12 protein-coding genes are annotated in these 18187 nt (G+C 56.9%); all 12 read right to left on the reverse strand.

Annotation, left to right across the window (positions count from 1 at the left end; translation table 11 throughout):
* Positions 1 to 360: 360 nt before the first annotated feature.
* Entirely contained in the window at positions 361 to 1299 is a 939-nt protein-coding gene (locus tag RT613_RS07945) for an EamA family transporter (RefSeq protein WP_313614366.1), read from the reverse strand.
* A complete protein-coding gene (locus tag RT613_RS07950; protein ID WP_313614368.1) occupies positions 1296 to 1886 on the reverse strand; it encodes a helix-turn-helix domain-containing protein in 591 nt (196 codons plus the stop codon). The genes RT613_RS07945 and RT613_RS07950 overlap by 4 nt, the downstream gene beginning before the upstream one ends.
* Before the next feature lie 117 nt (positions 1887 to 2003).
* Positions 2004 to 2801, reverse strand: a complete 798-nt coding sequence (locus RT613_RS07955) for an EamA family transporter (RefSeq protein ID WP_313614370.1) — start codon at positions 2799 to 2801, stop codon at positions 2004 to 2006.
* A 215-nt stretch (positions 2802 to 3016) separates the two neighbouring features.
* Positions 3017 to 3943, reverse strand: coding sequence for a carbohydrate kinase (locus tag RT613_RS07960; RefSeq protein ID WP_313614372.1), 927 nt, complete (start codon positions 3941 to 3943; stop codon positions 3017 to 3019).
* An 87-nt stretch (positions 3944 to 4030) separates the two neighbouring features.
* On the reverse strand, positions 4031 to 4729 hold the full coding sequence (locus tag RT613_RS07965) for an orotate phosphoribosyltransferase (RefSeq protein ID WP_313614374.1): 699 nt from the start codon (positions 4727 to 4729) through the stop codon (positions 4031 to 4033).
* A gap of 56 nt (positions 4730 to 4785) precedes the next feature.
* Positions 4786 to 5823 (reverse strand): dihydroorotase, encoded by a 1038-nt coding sequence (gene pyrC, locus RT613_RS07970; RefSeq protein ID WP_313614376.1) that lies wholly within the window; start codon positions 5821 to 5823, stop codon positions 4786 to 4788.
* Between the two features lie 133 nt (positions 5824 to 5956).
* Positions 5957 to 6994: a 4-hydroxyproline epimerase gene (locus RT613_RS07975; protein WP_313614377.1), complete on the reverse strand. Its 1038-nt coding sequence runs from the start codon at positions 6992 to 6994 to the stop codon at positions 5957 to 5959.
* Positions 6995 to 7122: 128 nt separating this feature from the next.
* Positions 7123 to 8445, reverse strand: coding sequence for an alpha/beta hydrolase (locus tag RT613_RS07980; protein WP_313614555.1), 1323 nt, complete (start codon positions 8443 to 8445; stop codon positions 7123 to 7125).
* A gap of 127 nt (positions 8446 to 8572) precedes the next feature.
* The gene (locus RT613_RS07985) at positions 8573 to 10069 is read right to left on the reverse strand and encodes an acetyl-CoA hydrolase/transferase family protein (protein WP_313614378.1); all 1497 of its coding nucleotides are present in this window, start codon (positions 10067 to 10069) and stop codon (positions 8573 to 8575) included.
* A 219-nt stretch (positions 10070 to 10288) separates the two neighbouring features.
* Positions 10289 to 12370 carry a penicillin-binding protein 1C gene (gene pbpC, locus RT613_RS07990; protein ID WP_313614556.1) on the reverse strand — a complete coding sequence of 694 codons (2082 nt, stop codon included), beginning with the start codon at positions 12368 to 12370 and terminating at the stop codon, positions 10289 to 10291.
* Between the two features lie 25 nt (positions 12371 to 12395).
* Positions 12396 to 17849 carry an alpha-2-macroglobulin family protein gene (locus RT613_RS07995; protein ID WP_313614380.1) on the reverse strand — a complete coding sequence of 1818 codons (5454 nt, stop codon included), beginning with the start codon at positions 17847 to 17849 and terminating at the stop codon, positions 12396 to 12398.
* Positions 17850 to 17988: 139 nt separating this feature from the next.
* The gene (locus tag RT613_RS08000) at positions 17989 to 18177 is read right to left on the reverse strand and encodes a Trm112 family protein (RefSeq protein WP_313614381.1); all 189 of its coding nucleotides are present in this window, start codon (positions 18175 to 18177) and stop codon (positions 17989 to 17991) included.
* Between the last annotated feature and the right edge of the window lie 10 nt (positions 18178 to 18187).

Below are 18187 nucleotides of genomic sequence, written 5' to 3' on the forward strand. Positions count from 1 at the left end.
TCTGTACGAGCCAATTCGGACCGGCCTCTGTCGGGCCGATCTGGCGCGCGATGTAGCCAAGAACCAGGCCCACGGCCATGGCGACGAACACCTGAAAGCCGAACGAGGCGTAAAACGGCCTCTGCGCCCGCGAAGCGGATGTTGAACTAGACATGTTGCATTCCATTTGAAGGAGATAAGAAGAAAAGTGGCAGCGGGCAAAGAAGGCCACGCCGCGATCTGCCCATATATTTGGCATTTCGCCTTAAATTTCAACAGATACAATTGCGCGGAACAGGCACATCGCGAAAATTCATTCCTCCTTTCGCGATATCAACAACAGGTTTTGGCGTCAGCGCCGAAAGTGCTGGCGCTCAACCCTCATGGCTGGCCCGACATGACACTGCTTTGCCGCCTGGAAAACTTCAATGGCACGGTAATCACCACAAGGCAGCAGATGATCAGCGTCACGCCAAACCATCCCAGCAACGGTAAGCGTTCACCGATGATGGCAACAGCCAACATCGCCGCCACAACGGGTTCGATGAGGGTAATGGTTGTTGCCATGCTGGCAGGTATGCGCGCCAGCCCCATGCCAAAGCAGATGTAACCCAAAAACATCGGCACCAGAGCCATGTAGATGCCAACCGCTGCATTGTTCCAGGAGGCGAGAAACGGCCCACCGGTGATAACAAGCACTGGCATCAGCAACAGACCGCCAATGCCGAAGGTTGCGCCCATCGCCGCAGAAGATCGAATGCCCTGCAACATCAAACCACGTGCCGTCCAGGAATAAAGCGCATAGGTCAGACCACCGATCAGGCCGAGCGCAATACCGGCAACCGTGGAGTGACCACCTGAAAACACCTCCGTCGAGGAACTTTCTGCGATACACAGCAGCAACATGCCAATAAGACCAAGCAGCGCTCCGCCCAGCCAGCGTTTCGACAGTCGCGCGCCATCAAACATATTCTCGATCAATGCAGACAAAAGAGGTGCCGAACCAATGGTCACCACGGTGCCGATGGTCACACCAGCCAGCCGCATGGAACCATAAAAGGCCAGCGGATAAAGAGCGACCGCCAGTCCACCCAACACAAGTTTGCGCCAATGTAGAGCAAGATCAGGCACAGCCCGGCGAATGTTTTTGGCGGCAATCGCTGCCTGCAACAGCCCGCCAATGCCCATGGCGGCTGCGCCAATGGCCGCCGCGCTGACATCAGGTGCAAAACTTGCAGCCGTGCCCGTCGTACCCCAAACCACTGAAGCAAATAGAACGGCTGCCACGCCAATTCTGAAATCCCTTGGCGCCGTGCTCATAATGTCTCCAGTAGATCAGATGCCATGCCGCGCGCCTCGACAACGAGGCCACTGTTGCCTTCCAGTCCGGCTCGGGTAATTGCGCCCTCAAGAAGGAACGCCAGTTGTCTTGCGATCTTGACTGAACGTGACCCATCACCACCGATCAGATCACTGACATGATCGACAAGAATGCGCTCCACCTCTTCCTTGTGAACACGCACCGCCTGCCGTCCGATATCGCCAACCGTCAGTTCAGCCGCTGCATTCAACAGGCCACAGCCGCGAAATCCGCGTTCATAGGCATATTCGGCATGGTCCTGATAGGCATCAAAGACCGCCATGATCCGGTCTTTCGGCGAATGCGCCTTGGCCAACCGGACATCATATAGGGCAAGCCATTCGGCATGGCGGACCTGCAGATACTGGTTCACCAGATCGGCCTTGGAGGCAAAATTGTTGTAGAGGCTTTTCTTGGCAACGCCAGCCCGCGCCACAATGGCATCGATGCCGGTTCCGGCAATGCCGTTTTCATAAAACAGCACGGCTGCCGCCCGCAAAAGACGATCACGTGCACTTTCAGGCACGGTTATCTGCGCATCGCTCATCGGTTACCTCATCAGTAGGTAGATCGGTCTACCTACTGATTATAGAAACGTCAAGTCTGCTGCGGTTGCTGCCAGCTATCGCCGACACACCGTTGCCGCCTCAAAACGAGGCATTCGTCAGGAGCGTTTGGCTATTACATCGATCAACTGAAACAGGGTGACCACGCCGATCCCGGCCGCCGTCAGCCACGACCAGGCATAGAGCGGCGAAAAACCTTCAATAATGAAGGTCAAAACAGGCAGCGCTGCCATCGTCAACATCACGGTATAGGCATCGCAACGTCCGATACCAACCTGCAAAAGATAAAGCGGCGCCAGAACCCCGATCACTGTCACGGCCAGCAGAGCCGCAACCAGATAGACGGACCACTCAATGGCCGGCAGGCCTGTGCTGATCGTCATGACAAGTGAAATCGGGATGATGAGATAAAACCGATGCGCCAGCACCGACTCGAATTTCCAGCCACGGGTAATCAGTGTCTTGGAGGCCATGGTGATCAGCACTGCACCGACACCAGCAACCACACTTGCAGCCAGACCAAGCCAGGCATTTTCTCCAATGGAAGCAAGACCGCTGCCACTCACCGCAGCAAGCGCGAGAATGCCACATCCGGCAAGCACCCCTAGACACACAACGGCGCGGATCAGTGACGGACGTTCACCGGTCATTACAAAGGTCAGGATAACGGCGAGAACCGGTCCGATGCCGATATCAACCGCGCCGACGATGGCCGGCTCGATCAGCTTGAGTGCATAAAAGAAACTGAGGAATGTCAAAGCCGTACTGGCATTCAGCAGGATGATCGGACCCCAGGTTTTTTGCCCAACACTGCGACGTGACAGAAGCAGGAAAAACACTGAAGTGAGCGTGAAACTGACGAACAAAAAAAATGCGACGGCACGGCCGTCAGCCATGTGCCGAACATCACCTTGCCGACCGCTTGAAACAACACGGCCAGAAAAATCATCAACCGGCCAAAGCCGACACCTGCCACGGACCCCAATGCCTCCTCCACCTGCCCTTACATCAGGGCAGCCCCCTACCCCTAGAACGCGCACATATGATCTGCGTGCCTCCAGACAGTCTCCGTAGGCACGCTGCACATTGCAAAAAGCATCAAAAACTTGTTTTAAAGGCCGATTTCCTTGGCCCATGGCGGGTTCGCACCCGCGCGGGAAACCGTGACAGCCGCAGCCTTGGAGCCGAGCGCCAATGCCTTGGTAATGGCCTCTTCGCTCAGCGTCGCAACGTGCGCCTTGGTCAGCAATCCCTGGAGTTTGAGCGAGGCCAGAATACCGGCATCAAATGTATCGCCGGCACCGACCGTATCGACGACCTCAACCTTCTGGCTTGGCACGAAAACCTTGCGATCTCTCGTGTAACCGACAGCACCTTCGGCACCCTTGGTCACCACCACCAGCTTGGTATCATCCTTTAGCCAATGCGTGGCCATGGCATCAAGGTCACCATCCAGACCAAACCACTCAAGGTCTTCATCCGAAAACTTGAGGATATCCGACATCGCCGCCATACGGGTGATACGGGCCAGATGTTTTTCCTTGTCCTTGATGAATCCCGGACGGATATTCGGGTCGAGCGAGATGACGCGACTGGCATGTTCGCGCTTCATCAGCGCTTCATAGGTGCTGCCGCATGGTTCAGGAATGAGGCTGATGGCACCAAAATGCATGGCCTCGCAGTCATCACCCAGCACTGGCAGATCATCCTGCGACAACATTCTGAGCGCAGTGCCTTCGTCATAAAAAGCGTAGGTCGCATGGCCGTTGACCAGCTTCACAAAGGCAACGGTGGACGGACGATCCGAAAAAGCGCAGAAGCTGTAATCGACATTGGCAGCCTTGAGGCTTTCAATCAGCACATCGCCCAGCATGTCCTTGGCAATGCCACAGAAAAAGCCGGAGGGAACACCAAGCCTTCCGAGCGCGATGGCCGTATTGAACACTGCACCACCGGCATAGGGGGCATAACCTGCCTCCCCTTGCGTCGTTTGACGTGGCAGCATGTCGATCAGAGCTTCGCCGCAGCACAGGATCATTCGGTCCTCCTCACCCATATGAAAAATGAATCTGAAAATTCTTTGCGCTTTAAATCGATTTAACCGATGTAAAGCAGAAAAACCAGATCAAGACGTTGGCAATTCGCTGACACCACCATTGCGGCCAGACCAGGCCAGTGGCGCATCCAGAAACGCTTCGACCTCAGCCAAAGTCTTGTCATCGAACAGCTTGTCAGCCTTGGCAACAGCCAGCACATCGCGCCATGTGGCGATGTAGTGCAGCTTGACATTACCGGCTGCAAAACGCTGCTCCGCTTCCGGGAAGATGCCGTAATAAAACAGCGCAATGCCATGATCGACAATGCCGCCGGCCGCACGGATCGCATCGATGAAAGTGAACATCGAACCACCGGCGGTCGTCAGATCTTCAATGACCAAAACACGCGAACCCTCAGGCATGTTGCCCTCGATCTGGGCGTTGCGGCCATGGCCCTTCGGCTTCTTGCGGCAATAGATCATTGGCAAGGAAAGACGCTCGGACAGGAAAGCGGCAAAGGGAATACCAGCCGTTTCACCACCGGCCACACAGTCGAACTTTTCAAAACCCGCGTCGCGCATCACCGTTGCCGCGGCAAAATCCATGGCCGTTGAGCGAATGCGCGGGTAGGAGATCAGCTTGCGCATGTCGATATAAACAGGGCTCGCCATGCCGGACGCGAACTTGTACGGCTGATCGGCAGAAAAATGCACAGCCTTGATTTCCCAGAGCATCTTGGCGACGATTTCTGCCATGACGGCGCGATCTGTAAAGTTGGCATGGATCATCTGGCTCTCCTTGGGCGTCTTTGGCTTTTCAAAATTCAGTGAATGGGTGTTGCGGCTCAGGCCACATCCCAATGCAACGGGAACATCGGGTCAAACACCGTCACGATGCCGGCTCCGGTTTCCCGCTTGGTCGGGAAGGCCACAGGCTCATCACGCTTGACCAGCGTGATTGTCTCATCATTCGGGGCAAGGCCATACCATGCCGGACCGTTGAGAGACGTGAAGGCTTCCAGCTTGTCGAGTGCATTGTCCTGTTCAAACACATGGGCAAGGCAGCTCATGGTGTTGATCGAGGTGTAAACGCCAGCGCAACCACAGGCGCATTCTTTCAGCGGATCGATATGCGGCGCGGAATCCGTGCCAAGGAAGAAACGTGCATCACCGGATGTTGCCGCAGCACGCAGCGCAAGACGGTGTTCTTCACGCTTGGCAACCGGCAGGCAGTAATAATGCGGCTTGATACCGCCGACCAGAATGGCGTTGCGATTGATGATCAGGTGGTGTGTGGTGATCGAACCGGCCAGATTGGCCTTGGAGGACTTGATGTAATCCACGCCATCTTTTGTGGTGACGTGTTCCATCGTGACTTTGAGTTCTGGCAAACGCTTGCGCAGCGGCTCAAGAACCGTTTCGATAAACACGGCCTCGCGGTCGAAAATATCGACTTCCGGCGTTGTCACTTCACCATGCACACAAAGCGGCAGACCGATCTTGGCCATACGCTCCAGAACCGGCATGGCCTTGTCCATATCGCGCACACCGCCGTGAGAATTGGTGGTGGCACCGGCTGGATAAAGCTTTACGGCGGTGATCAGGCCGCTGTTCTTGCCAGCCTCAACATCATCCGCCTCGGTGTGCTCGGTCAGATACAATGTCATCAGTGGCTGGAAATTATGGCCAGCCGGAATAGCCTTGACGATGCGGTCCTTATAGGCCTGCGCATCCGTGGTCGTGACAACTGGCGGCACGAGGTTCGGCATGATGATCGCACGGGCGAAATCTTTCGACGTATCACCAATCACGCCTTCGAGCATGGCGCCATCGCGCAAATGCAGGTGCCAGTCATCAGGGCGGCGAAGGGTGATCGAATTCATCGTGCGGACCTCGGGTGCTGTATGGAATGCGGCAACCGCTTAGCACCTTTTGCACCGGGGATACAGCCGCTGAACGGGTTTCCGCGGCTGTAAATGCATTTTTTCGACAGGGGTCGTATTTATGCGACCGGTGTTAGATGCCGCCTGCTTCTGGCCCCCAGACATCGGTCATCGCGAAACCCTCTGCCAGCGGATCAAACGGGTCCAGACCCACCTGATGCAAGCCGAAGGTAAAACCGCGACCGGCAATGGTCGGGATGACAGCCGGGCGACCGGCAACTTCAGTCAGGGCAGACAAGCCCACCTCGAATTCCGAGCCAATGATCGAACGCGATATGTATTCATCCCCGAGCTTGACCTTGCCGCGTGCATAAAGCGTCGCGAGATTGGCCGAGTTGCCCGTGCCGCAGGGTGAGCGGTCTGCGCGGCCCGGCCACATAGTGGTGCAGGTGCGGATCGATCCGTCTGCATCGACATCGCGGAACATCACATAGGCAACACCGGAGATTGCCGGGATTTCCGGATGCACAACCGGCACCGCCCGGTTGACGATATCTTTCAGCACCATGCCAGCCGCAACCAGCTTGGCCGCATTGGCCTTTTCGATGGTCAAACCGATCTGGCGCACATCCACCAGCGCGTAGAAAATACCGCCATAGGCGATATCCATCGTCACGCGACCCCAATCCGGCGTGTCGACGCTGACGTCAAGCTCGTGCACGAAGGACGGCACCATGGTCAGCTTCACCTTTTCACAGCGCCCGTCACGGCAGGTTGCAGTGGCCTTGACCAGGCCCGCCGCAGTTTCCAGAATAACCACCGTTTCCGGCTCTTTGATCTCCACCATGCCGCTTTCCAACAGTGCGGTTGTGGCGCAGATGGAATTCGAACCGGAACTGGCATGGGCCTGATCCGGCTGGAGAATAACAAATGCGGCATGGGCATCCGGGTGTTTCGGTGGCAACAGCAGGTTGACCGAGCCCATAGGCGTGCCACGAGGCTCAAGCGTCAGGAAACGACGAAGCTCCTCACCCTTCGGGTCGGTGTTCATCCAGTGCAACTGTTCTGCAATGCTGTTGCCAGGGATTTTCGGCGCGCCGCCCACAACGACACGGCCGATTTCGCCTTCACAATGGACATCGAGAAGTTGAAGTGTGCGCTTCCAACGCATGGCATTTCTCCGAAAATCAAACGGGCGGACAGACCGCTCTTCACAACACGCAAACTACACTAAGCAATAGCGATCTGCATGCAATTTGTATATTTAATAATTGCCGTTCGACTTTCCGTTTGACGGGATCAGCGGCGGTTACAAACCGCTCGATCCCGGTTAACGGAAAGATCACAATTCACGCCGGAAGAACTCATACCCGAGGTGTCCACCACGCTACCGGCCGTATCTCCGACAGAACCAATGGTATTGCCAAGCGAACGACCGAAACGTTCGACCTGCTGACCGTAATTGTCACGGGTGCGGGGATCAAACACCGCAATCGGCGCACTGACCACCACGCTGGCTGCCGTACCAACGGTTTGAGCAGCACCGATACCGACAGCACCCAATGCCTCACCCAGACCAACATCGGAATCCGTCACAGTCTGCCCGGCAATCAACCGATCGCCAATCAGCCGCACCACTTCGGGACTTTCAGCAAACTTGCCGTGGTTGAGACTGTCACCCGATTTCAGTTTGGTGAGGTCAAGAACGGTAATGCCAGCCTTTTCAAGCTGTGAAGCATAGGGTTCAACCGTCGGGTCAATCTGCCCGAGGCGATCCACATTGCCGGATATACGACGGGAAAGGGTCAAGGCGCGGTCGTCCTGCGACACGAACAGTGTGAACTTCGGTGGCATCGTGCCAAGCGCCGTGTACTGACGGCTGAACACATCCACATCCAGATCCGGTGCAGCAAGGATGACGTTGGAAATTTTCGGATTAACGCGACCATGGCGAATGGCCATCTGCCGCAACGATTCCACCGCAAGCCATGTACCCATGGAGTGCGCCATCACAGTGATTTCGCTAACCGACTTGTCCTTGGCAAGGCGGGTCAGCATCTCCTCCAGCGCATCGCGGGAATAGTTGGTGCTTTCCTTGTCGTAATTATAATCAAAGATGCTGGCACGGGATGGCCATGTAAACACAACAGGCACCACGTCAGTACCGGAATCATGCACGATTTGCGCAAAACGATAGACCGATTCTTCGTAGCGGTTGTTGAAACCATGCACAAAGACCAGCACTCTTCGATCCTTGGACAGGTGCTTCTTCACCCAGGAAAACCCGGCTGCCTCACCGATCACAGGCTCAACTGAAACCGTGGTAAAATCCTTGAGCGGGTTGGGAGGTAATTTCTTTGGCCACTGCACCTGCCCGACCTTGCGGTTTGCCTCAGGTGGGATGGACACGGTCACGGCATCGACCTTGAGGCCGGTGCCACGCTCACCGCCAAACAGGATTGCGGTATTTTCCGAAGGGGCGCGGGTTGTCGCAACGAGAAGATTGACTTCAGACGTGCCCGGTACTGTCGTTCCTGTCGGGGTCATCACGCCGATTGGGCGCCCACCGCATCCGCTCAACACGGCCAATACCATAAACACTGCCGCACATTTTGTGCGCATTCCAAAGGGCATAGATTCATTCTCCCCGAACCATGGAGCCTTCGTCAAAACAGCATCCGGCCGGGTCCCTTCTATAGCAAAGCCAAAAGAAGCGGAATTGCTTTTTACAATCCCGCATTTTTGGTGATCAGGTTGAAGGCAACATGGTGCCCTTTTCCCGCAGTGCCGTGTGCCAGGAGAAGGCCTCTTCGAGGATATGTGGTGTATGTCCGCCACGTTTGACGGCCCGCTCATAATAATCCGCCAACTGGTCGCGGTAGAGCGGATGCACGCAATTGCGGATAATGACCGGTGCGCGCTCACGCGGCGCAAGACCACGCAGGTCGGCAATGCCCACTTCCGTCACCAGAATATCCACATCATGTTCGGTATGGTCGACATGGCTTACCATCGGCACAACGCTGGAAATCGAACCGTTTTTGGCAATCGACTTGGTGACAAAGATCGACATGTACGCGTTGCGGGCAAAGTCTCCCGAACCACCAATGCCGTTCATCATGTTCGTGCCACCAACATGGGTGGAATTCACATTGCCGTAGAGGTCAAACTCCAATGCGGTGTTGATTCCAATAATGCCCAGGCGACGAATGACCTCGGGATGATTGCTCACTTCCTGCGGGCGCAAGATCAGCCGGGACTTATAGTCCATCAGACGCGGCATGACCTTTTCATTCATCTCTCCCGAGAGAGTGATCGATGAGCCGGATGCAAAAGTCAGCTTGCCACTGTCGAACAGCTCAAAGGTCGAATCCTGCAACACTTCCGAATACATTTTCAGGTCATGGAACGGCGTATCGATAAAACCATGCATCACCGCATTGGCAATGGTGCCGATGCCGGCCTGCAACGGCTGCAGCTCATACCCCATGCGGCCCTGTTTCACCTCGTTCAGCAGGAAGTCGGAGAGATGGGAGGCAATCGCCTTGGTCTCGTCATCTGGAGGCAGAACGGTCGAGAAGCTGTCTTCCTTTTCTGTGACCACGATTGCAGCGATCTTTTCCGGCGGCACCGGAATATAGGGCAGACCAACGCGGCTATCCGGCGTCACCACCGGAATAGGCATGCGGGTAGGCCGACGCGCCGGAATGAAAATGTCATGCAGCCCCTCCAGAATGACGGACTGCGAGAGGTTGATTTCAACGATGATCTTGTCGGCCAGAATGGCAAAACTTGCCGAGTTGCCGACGGAGGTGGTTGGAACGATGCCACCTTCCGAGGTGATTGCCACCGCCTCAACAATGGCAACATCAACGCCGTGGATCTGGCCCGAACGCAGCTGCTCCACCGTTTCCGACAGGTGTTGATCGATGAACATCACCTCGCCGGCATTGATGGCCTTGCGCAGTGCCGGATCGGACTGGAACGGCATGCGCCGCGCCAGCATGTGGGCTTCGACCATGGTTTTATCGAGATCATTGCCAAGCGATGCGCCGGTCATCAATGTAATGGAGAGTGGGCTTTTTTTCGCACGTTCCGCCAGCGCCAGCGGCACGGCCTTGGCCTCGCCAGCACGGGTAAAACCGCTCATACCAACGGTCATGCCGTCCTTGATGAGCAAAGCAGCCTCGTCCGCACTGACCACCCTATCGAGTAGGGCGGTGTTGCGAATACGATCCTGAAGCATGAAACTCTCCTAAAAAACGCACCTATGCCATCGTCAAGATGACAATATATTGCACTGCAGCAGACATCGCGCATAGTTCGCACCAGCGCAACTTGGCAATAAGTATGGGGTAGTTTTGGTCACTCAGAACTGATCCATGTCAAAAAGAAGCAAGTTCACAGACGATAGTCGCATCATTAAAACAACGCTAAAATGTGGTGCGAGATTTCAGACATCGTCCTAATCGACAAACACACGTACACTGGACGCCCGCCCATCCGCATCAATCACGGTCAGCGTCGAATATCCGGCACCGTCAGGCAGCCATTGGCTGGTGCGTTTGCGCGACAGGTCACGAATGGGTTTGCCATTTGCCAGCCAGCGAAATGGTGCGCGCCCACCCTGCATTTTCAAAACCAGCGGCGACATGTCCCCACCCTGCCCAGACAGTTCCACCTTTGCCCCTTCGGGCGGGTAAACGATGTGCGGTGCAGCTTCACGCGTGGAAGCGGTCACGAGCCCAGTTGATGTCACGCTGAAACGACGTTGCGCAGCAGGCAAATCCTGCGCCGCCAGCCGCACCGCACCTGTGGGTGCTGAAGGCAAAGGTGTGATCGCCACACCGGATTTTTCAAATGCTTCAAACAGAATGGGGGCAGCAGAGGCATAACCGGCAATACCGGGCACTGCACCATTATCGGCACGACCGACCCAGACCCCAATCACATGACGGCCGTCATATCCCACCGACCACGCATCACGGTAACCGTAGCTCGTACCGGTTTTATAGGCGATGCCGCGTTGCTTCATGCCAAGCGGCGGCAATACGCTGGCGAGAACATCGCTGACATTCCACACCGCAACCGTTTCCAGCATGGCGGAAGTCTGCTGCACCTGTGGCTCAGATCGAACACCATCACCCAGCACAACGGGTACACCACGATTGGCAAGTGCTGCATAAAGCTGCACCAGATCAACCAGCGAAATCCCGGCGCCCCCCAAAGCAATGGCCAGTCCAGGCGCCTCGCCTGCTGGCAGCGACATGGAAACACCCGCCCGGCGGAAACGCACCATCAGCGCAGCGGGGCTGACTGCGTCCAGCAGTTTCACAGCCGGAACATTGAGAGAAAGCTGCAATGCCTGGCGGATGCTGACATCGCCCTGATAGCTCATGTCAAAATTGCGCGGACGATAACCGTAAAAATCGGAAGGCCGATCTTCAATCAGCGTTTCCTGCGCCACCAGCCCGTCTTCAAAGGCAAGGCCGTAGATAAATGGTTTGAGTGTCGAGCCGGGTGAGCGAATTGCCCGCGTCATATCCACCCAGCCGCGTCGTGCCGAGTCGGTATAATCGGATGACCCGATTTCCGCGAGAATGTCTCCGGTCCGGCTATCGGCCATCACGATGGCAACGGAGACTTTGGGCCCGAGCTTTTCGGCAGCACGTCTGGCCAGCGCTTCGAGTTCTTTTTGAACCGGTAGAGACAGGGTGGTTGAGATCTCGCCAACATCAGCGGCCTTGCGGCGGGCGATTTCTGCCAGATGTGGCGCAAAGGCGGGCAGTTCCAGCCTCCGTGATGGCACCATCGCCAGGGATGCACGAGCAGCTTCCCCGTCACCGACCACATCGGAAACAGCAAGGCGCAACAACACCCGTTCACGTGCAGCCTTGGCTGCCTCGGGAAAACGGTCCGGCCGTCGCCGTTCCGGCAATTGAGGCAATGACACCAGAAGTGCTGCCTCTGCCGTCGAAAGACGTTTCGGCTCCTTGCCAAACCACGCAAGACTTGCCGCCCGTACCCCTTCGAGATTGCCGCCATAGGGTGCGAGGTTGAGATAAAGGTCGAGAATGTCCGCCTTGTCGAGACGCCGCTCGATCTGCACCGCACGGGCTGCCTGCAAGAATTTTGCCGAAAAGGAGCGGTCGGTACGTGGTTCGATCAATCGCGCCACCTGCATCGACAATGTCGAGGCACCCGACACGATCCGACCATTGGAGACCAGCTGCCAACCTGCCCGCATCAGCGCCCAGGGATCGATACCAGCATGTTGCCAGAACCGCTGATCTTCATAGGCAACCAGCATTTTCAGAAACTGCGGATCGACCTTATCCGCCGTGACCTTTAACCGCCAGCGCCCGTCTGCCGTGGCAAAAGCGCGAAGCAGCTGCCCATTGGCGTCCTTCACCTCAAAGGAGCGGCTTAACGCAGCATCGATTGGCGGCGGATAGGCCTTATCCAGCGCATCAAGGGCAAAGGCACCGCCGGTGGCCAGAATGCCAGCCACCGCAACAGTGATCCCCGCCTTTTTCCACCACGCCATTGCAGACCGCCCCATGGTGAAGGCCTTACTCGGCTTTCACCACCGACATGCGGCCGGTTGCCGTTCGGGCGGAAAACTGCGGACGATACATGTCTTCCACATTGGCGGCCGGATGATCATAGGTGCCGGGTGTAACGGCACGAACGACATAGGCCAGGGTGATGTCCGAACTGTCACCGGCCGAGCGATCGAAGGCGGCAACAAACCGGTCACTGCGGAACTCGGTATGGGCAGCTTCCACATCGCCAATCCATTCGAAGTTGGACAGCTGTGCGCTGTCCACCAGGCTTGGATTGTCGATCTCAAAACCGGCTGGCAGCAGATCGGTGATCAGAATACGCGACTGCCAGTCATGCTGCGGTGTGACACTTAGCACCACCACATACCGTTCATTCTGCACGGCCTCGCTGACGTTCACTTCCTCACCATCCAGCGAGTAATAGGCCCGCGAAATTGCAAAGCCGTCACCACCAGCTGCCAGTGGTTGGGCGGGAGCCGCAACCGTGGTGACCGTTGCCGTGACCGGGTCGGAGGACGCGTTGGAAATGGTCAGTGGTTGTTGCAGCAACTCATCACCGCTCATCTGTTTGCCAAAACCACCGGTGACCATCTCACCGTTGACATCGAGGCGAATGTCCTTGTCTTCGCCCCTCAAGGCACGGGCCGCCAGCAGCATCCAGGCCTGTTCCTGTGTGCTGGTATAGCTCTTTTTGTCCCATTCCTTTGAAACGGCACTGGCCAGCTGCGGAACAACCGGCGGCACTGGACGGCTTTCAGCGGCAAGGGCAAGCGAGGCTGCGCCATCTCGCAGCGCCGAACCGTAATCAGCACGTGCGAGGCTGACATCGGCCGAACTTGCAGCCATGCCGAGCGACGACGCAAACACTGACTGCGAACGGTTATTGTCACCGTATAGCGAAAGTGCCGCGCCAATCTGCGCCTTGGCCAGAGGTGTCGGGAATTCGGCAAGGGCGGTATCTGCAAAATAGCGCAGATCGTTGATTGCCGCCTTCTTGTTGCGGGCCAGCACGTAAAGGGCATAGGCAATTTCATTGCCACGATCGCGGACATTGTTGTCCATTGCCAGCCCGTTTTGCAGGTTGGTCAAAGCCTGCACCATCGCCTGCTCTGGAACCTCATAGGACTGTTCGCGGGCGCGGGTCAGGAAGTCGGTGATATAGGCATCCAGCCACAGGTCACCATATCCCGGAGACCACAGACCAAAGCTGCCCGAGCTCGACTGGAAGGACAGCACACGATAAATCGCGTCCTGCACCCGCTTCTTGATGTCAGGGTCTTGCGCCAGACTGCTATCGCTCGACATTTCCGAGAGATAGAGCAACGGCAACGCACGGCTGGTTGTCTGTTCGGCACATCCATACGGATATTTGTCTAGCATCATCACCAGTGCCGGAACATCAAAGGCCGCCGAGCGGCTGACATTGACGGCAACCGATGCACCAAGCAGCATGCTGTCGGCCAACAGATCACCATTCACCGTAAGGCTGCTGTTGGGCGCAATACGAATGTTCTGGCGGGTGGTGACCGGCAGCGCAGCCGGGCGAACCGGAATGATCAACTCCTGCTCAAGGGCAGACCCGGTTGCATCGGCCAAGCGGATCGTCACCTCGGCATTGCCGGGCATTTCACCCGTCAATGGCAAGGCAAGATCCGCCTTGCCGTCCGTTTGCAAGGTCAGCGTCTGGCGCACAAGCCCCTCACCCACCGTAGCAGCCGTATTGCTGGATACTGTCAGCGTGTAGTCGCCAGCGCGACCGTCGGTATTGGCAATGTCCAGACGCAACTGCGCCTCGTCACCGGGGCTCAGGAATTTCGGCGCGCTGGCGGTAAGCACCACCGGATCACGGATCACGACATCGGACACCGCATGCCCGACACCGGTTTTGGAATAGGCCACAGCCATGACACGTGCCGTGCCGTTGAACTGCGGAATATCAAAGGTGATAACGGCCTTGCCTTCATCATCCAGCTTTACCGGACCGGCAAAAAACGCCACCAGCTGTTCTGTCGGAGGGCTGCCCTGCAGGGCAACCTGGCCACCATCACCACCGGTGCGCAACCGGCCGGTCGCCCCCAGCGAACCGTCAATCAGCCGGCCGTAAATATCGCGAATTTCAAGCCCCAGCCTGCGCTGGCCAAAATACCATTCATCCGGTTTTGGTGGCTGGTAACGCGTAAGGTTCAAGATGCCGACGTCAACCGCAGCAACCATCACATAAGCGTCTTCATTGGCGCCGGCGCCAGTGACCTGCACCGGAATTTCCAGTGGCTGACGGGGCAGTGTCTTTTCCGGCAGTGTCAGCGACACATTCAGTTTGCGCTCAGCCGGGTCAACGGCCAGCCATTTGATACCGATGGCACGCATCGGCATGCGGCTTTCCTGCGCATCACCCGGACGGAACAGCGTGGCCGTGACATAGGCACCGGCTCCCCAGTCCTCGGTTACGGGGATTTCCACCTCGCCACCGTTTTCACCAATCGTCACCTGCTGCACAGCGATCAGCGCTTCCGAACCGGCAGTGACCATCAACTCGCCGGCAAATTTGGAAGACACCTGCAGCTTGGCGGTTTCGCCAACCGTGTAATGTTCCTTGTCCAGCGCGATTTCCAGGCCGTCAGGCGTTTCGGTCGAGCTTGCCTCCACGAACCAGCCGGCATCGAACTCCACACTGGAGGTCGGGCCGTCATTTTGAGCTGTTTCGACTTCCAGGCGATAACGGCCCCAGTTCACCGGAACCGAAATCTGGCCGCCATTGTCATCAACGGAAACCGTTCCGGTCTCCATCTGGCGGGTATAGACCACAGGTTCATAACGCCAGGAATTGCCCTGACGATACCACTGGTAGTTCCGTTCGACCTTGATCAGTTTCCAGGTCAGGCCACTCATTGCCTGTTTGGCACCATCTGCCGAAACGCCGATGATGTGGAACCGGCCAACAGAGTTTTCGGCAAGATCGCCAGAAAATTCTGGCTTGATGCCGATCATCGGTCCTTCCGCCTTCAGCGGCAATGTCAGGCTGCGCTCGACAGCACGGCCACCGCTCTCCCGCATGCGAACAGTGATATTGGCATCCAGCATCTGCGTGGTGGAGGGGATTTCAGTCAGGCTGACCGGGAAGGTTGCCTTGCCGTCATCGTCCAGAACAGGCAGGTCTTCCAGCGGCATACGGCTTTCTTCCTGGCTTTCTTCGTCAGCAAGACCGAAGAAGTAACCGGGGAAAGCATCGCGGGTGCGCGTCGGCTTAAGCGCAACGTCGCCTTCAAGCTCAAGACCTGCGGCCGGTGCGCCGTAGAGATAACGACCATCCACGGTCACATCAGTTTCGGCACCGGGCACGATTTCCTTGACGGAACTGGACAGATCAAACTCGGTGCGATCAGGTACGAAATCATCGACAAGGAAAGACGTTTCGCTGAGAGAAGCCGCTTTCGGATCGGTATAGACCCGCATCGTCCAGGTGCCGCGCATCGCGGTTGCCTGCGTTGCAAACTGCAGTGCATGTCCGCCAAGCGCACGGCCATCACTGACCATACGGCGGTCTTCCACACCGTCCGGACGCGAGAATATAAAGGTCAAAGGCAGGTTTTCGATGGCGTTGCCTTCAATGTCACGAGCAAGCGCAACGGCATTCACCGTTTCGCCGGCGCGGTAGATGCCGCGCTCCGTCCAGCTCATGACATCGATGGCACCGGGGGCTGCACGCCCTGTCACACCACGATCGGAAAGATCAAAACCGGCACGTGTCATGTCGAGGAAGACATAATCGCCATCGCCATTCCGTGCTGTGATGACCGCGGGCGCCTGTGCCGCCGTTCCACGGATCAGGCCAGCGGCAAAGGTTGCCCGGCCGTCGGCATCACTGGTTGCCGTTGCCAGAACTTCATTGTTCTTGGCCAGCAGTTGCAGCTCAACCCCTTCGAGCGGTTTGGCCGTGCTGAGCGCACGCACAAACACATCAAGACCATTGGTACCGGCATAGGTGGTGATGCCAGTGTCCGATACGAGGAACCATTGCGTTGCACGCGAATCCCAGTTTTCTGGAGCGGTGCCAGGTGGCACGGCTGTCAGCACGTAGATGCCGGGCTTGCGCTCGGGCAGCGCCTCATCCACCGGGAAGCTGGTGACCACGTCCTTGTTGAGTTCCGGCTGGATGGTAATGTCACCCTGCCACACCAGTTCACCGATCTCGTTTTCAATACGGTCGGAACTGTAACCATCCATCTGTGTCAAAAACTGCGAATTGGCAAGCAACGGTGCAATGTTGCGGTCACCAACGCGGTAGAGCTTCAGAGATGCGCTTTCGATATTGACGGATACCAGCGGCACGCCGCGACGGGCGGTGCCTGGCAGCACGAAATTGTCGCCGGTAAACCGCACCGATGCAGACCGGTCACGTACATAGATGTCGAGATCAACCTGCTTTTCCAGCGGCTCTTCAACGGAAGATGGCAGGCCAGCCCGCAGGGCAAGCTTGTAACGCTGGCCGTGGGTCAGACCCTCGACGCAAATTTCGCTGCCCTTGGCTTCCATGGCCTTGGGCGAGGTACCGTCCAGCGTCACGAATGGCGCGTAATCAACACCGTTTTTCACCAGAGGTTCGGAAAACTGCACGCAGGCGCGAGGCGTCGCGCTGTCGGTATCAACCGTGTTGCCGATAACCCGGAAACCCTGGCGGGTGCGAAGATCGGCATAGGCCGCACGCACGGCCGCGTCATCAGACAGCGCAAGGCTTGCCTTGTAGGAATTCAGCGCAGCGCGATAATTCTGGGTCTTTTCAAAGGCGCGGGCAAGAGCAACCAGCGCCTGCGTTCTGCTACCCGTTGTCCGGCTCAGTTCATAAGCGTTGAGAGCAGCGGATGCGGCCTGGCCAGCAATCGAATAATTATTGTCCACACGTGCCGCAGCGGCAGAAAACTGTGTCCATACGGCGCCATTGTCCGGCTCAAGCGACAGTGCAGCCTTGAACAGATCAACCGCCTCGGAAATATTGCCGGCACCGGCCTGCATGTTGGCAGAACCAACCAACGCATCAAAGCCCATGGCCTGCTGTTCGTCGGTTGCAATCAGGTTGGACTTGAGGCGACGTGCCTCCTGAACCAGATCGTCGGAGATAAAGGGCAGACGTTTGGCAACGCCGATCTCCGGCTCGTTGGCAACTTCCACCACCTTGCCGGCAACTGCACCGGGAAATGCATTGAGCTGATTGAAGTCAGATTTCAGGAAGCACCATTGCACCTTGGGATTGTAGGTGAAGGCCTTACAGGACGCGTCATCGAGGCAGGTCGCTTCGCATTCATCCAGCGAAACATTTTGCTCGGTTCGCAGATCAAAGCCGAAATAGTCACCATTTTGCGTGGTGACAATCTTGCGACTGGCCTGTTGTGCATTGGAGGGCAGCGTTGCAAAAACCGTGGCGGCAACAATGAAGGAACCGCGAAGCAAGGCGCGCAAGGACATCTGTTCTCTCCCCGACAGATTGCATATTCGATTGTGTTCAAATTCCTTTTGGCTTGTCAACGCAGCCGAAACAAGCCCCTAGAATTTATGGCTGAAATCAATAACGCGGACATGACGAGGCAAAAAGGCAAGCGAAAGATCAGTCTTCCAGCTTGCGCGCCTCGGAAACCAGCATGATGGGAATGCCGTCGCGGATGGGATAGGCCACGCGACCACTTTCGGAAACAAGCTCGTTCCTGTCACGGTTGTAGGTCAGCGTGCCCTTGGTCAGCGGGCAGACGAGAAGCTCGAGCATCTTGGGATCAACCCGGCTCATTTTTTCATGCATGGCGCACAAC

The organism is Agrobacterium sp. (assembly GCF_032092815.1).
Lineage (GTDB): Bacteria > Pseudomonadota > Alphaproteobacteria > Rhizobiales > Rhizobiaceae > Agrobacterium.

Coding starts and splice junctions, on each gene's coding strand:
- RT613_RS07945 (WP_313614366.1), bottom strand. CDS start 1,299: ATGAGCACGGCGCCAAGGGATTTCAGAATTGGCGTGGCAGCCGTTCTA.
- RT613_RS07950 (WP_313614368.1), bottom strand. CDS start 1,886: ATGAGCGATGCGCAGATAACCGTGCCTGAAAGTGCACGTGATCGTCTT.
- RT613_RS07955 (WP_313614370.1), bottom strand. CDS start 2,801: ATGGCTGACGGCCGTGCCGTCGCATTTTTTTTGTTCGTCAGTTTCACG.
- RT613_RS07960 (WP_313614372.1), bottom strand. CDS start 3,943: ATGATCCTGTGCTGCGGCGAAGCTCTGATCGACATGCTGCCACGTCAA.
- RT613_RS07965 (WP_313614374.1), bottom strand. CDS start 4,729: ATGATCCATGCCAACTTTACAGATCGCGCCGTCATGGCAGAAATCGTC.
- pyrC (WP_313614376.1), bottom strand. CDS start 5,823: ATGAATTCGATCACCCTTCGCCGCCCTGATGACTGGCACCTGCATTTG.
- RT613_RS07975 (WP_313614377.1), bottom strand. CDS start 6,994: ATGCGTTGGAAGCGCACACTTCAACTTCTCGATGTCCATTGTGAAGGC.
- RT613_RS07980 (WP_313614555.1), bottom strand. CDS start 8,445: ATGCGCACAAAATGTGCGGCAGTGTTTATGGTATTGGCCGTGTTGAGC.
- RT613_RS07985 (WP_313614378.1), bottom strand. CDS start 10,069: ATGCTTCAGGATCGTATTCGCAACACCGCCCTACTCGATAGGGTGGTC.
- pbpC (WP_313614556.1), bottom strand. CDS start 12,370: ATGGCGTGGTGGAAAAAGGCGGGGATCACTGTTGCGGTGGCTGGCATT.
- RT613_RS07995 (WP_313614380.1), bottom strand. CDS start 17,849: ATGTCCTTGCGCGCCTTGCTTCGCGGTTCCTTCATTGTTGCCGCCACG.
- RT613_RS08000 (WP_313614381.1), bottom strand. CDS start 18,177: ATGCATGAAAAAATGAGCCGGGTTGATCCCAAGATGCTCGAGCTTCTC.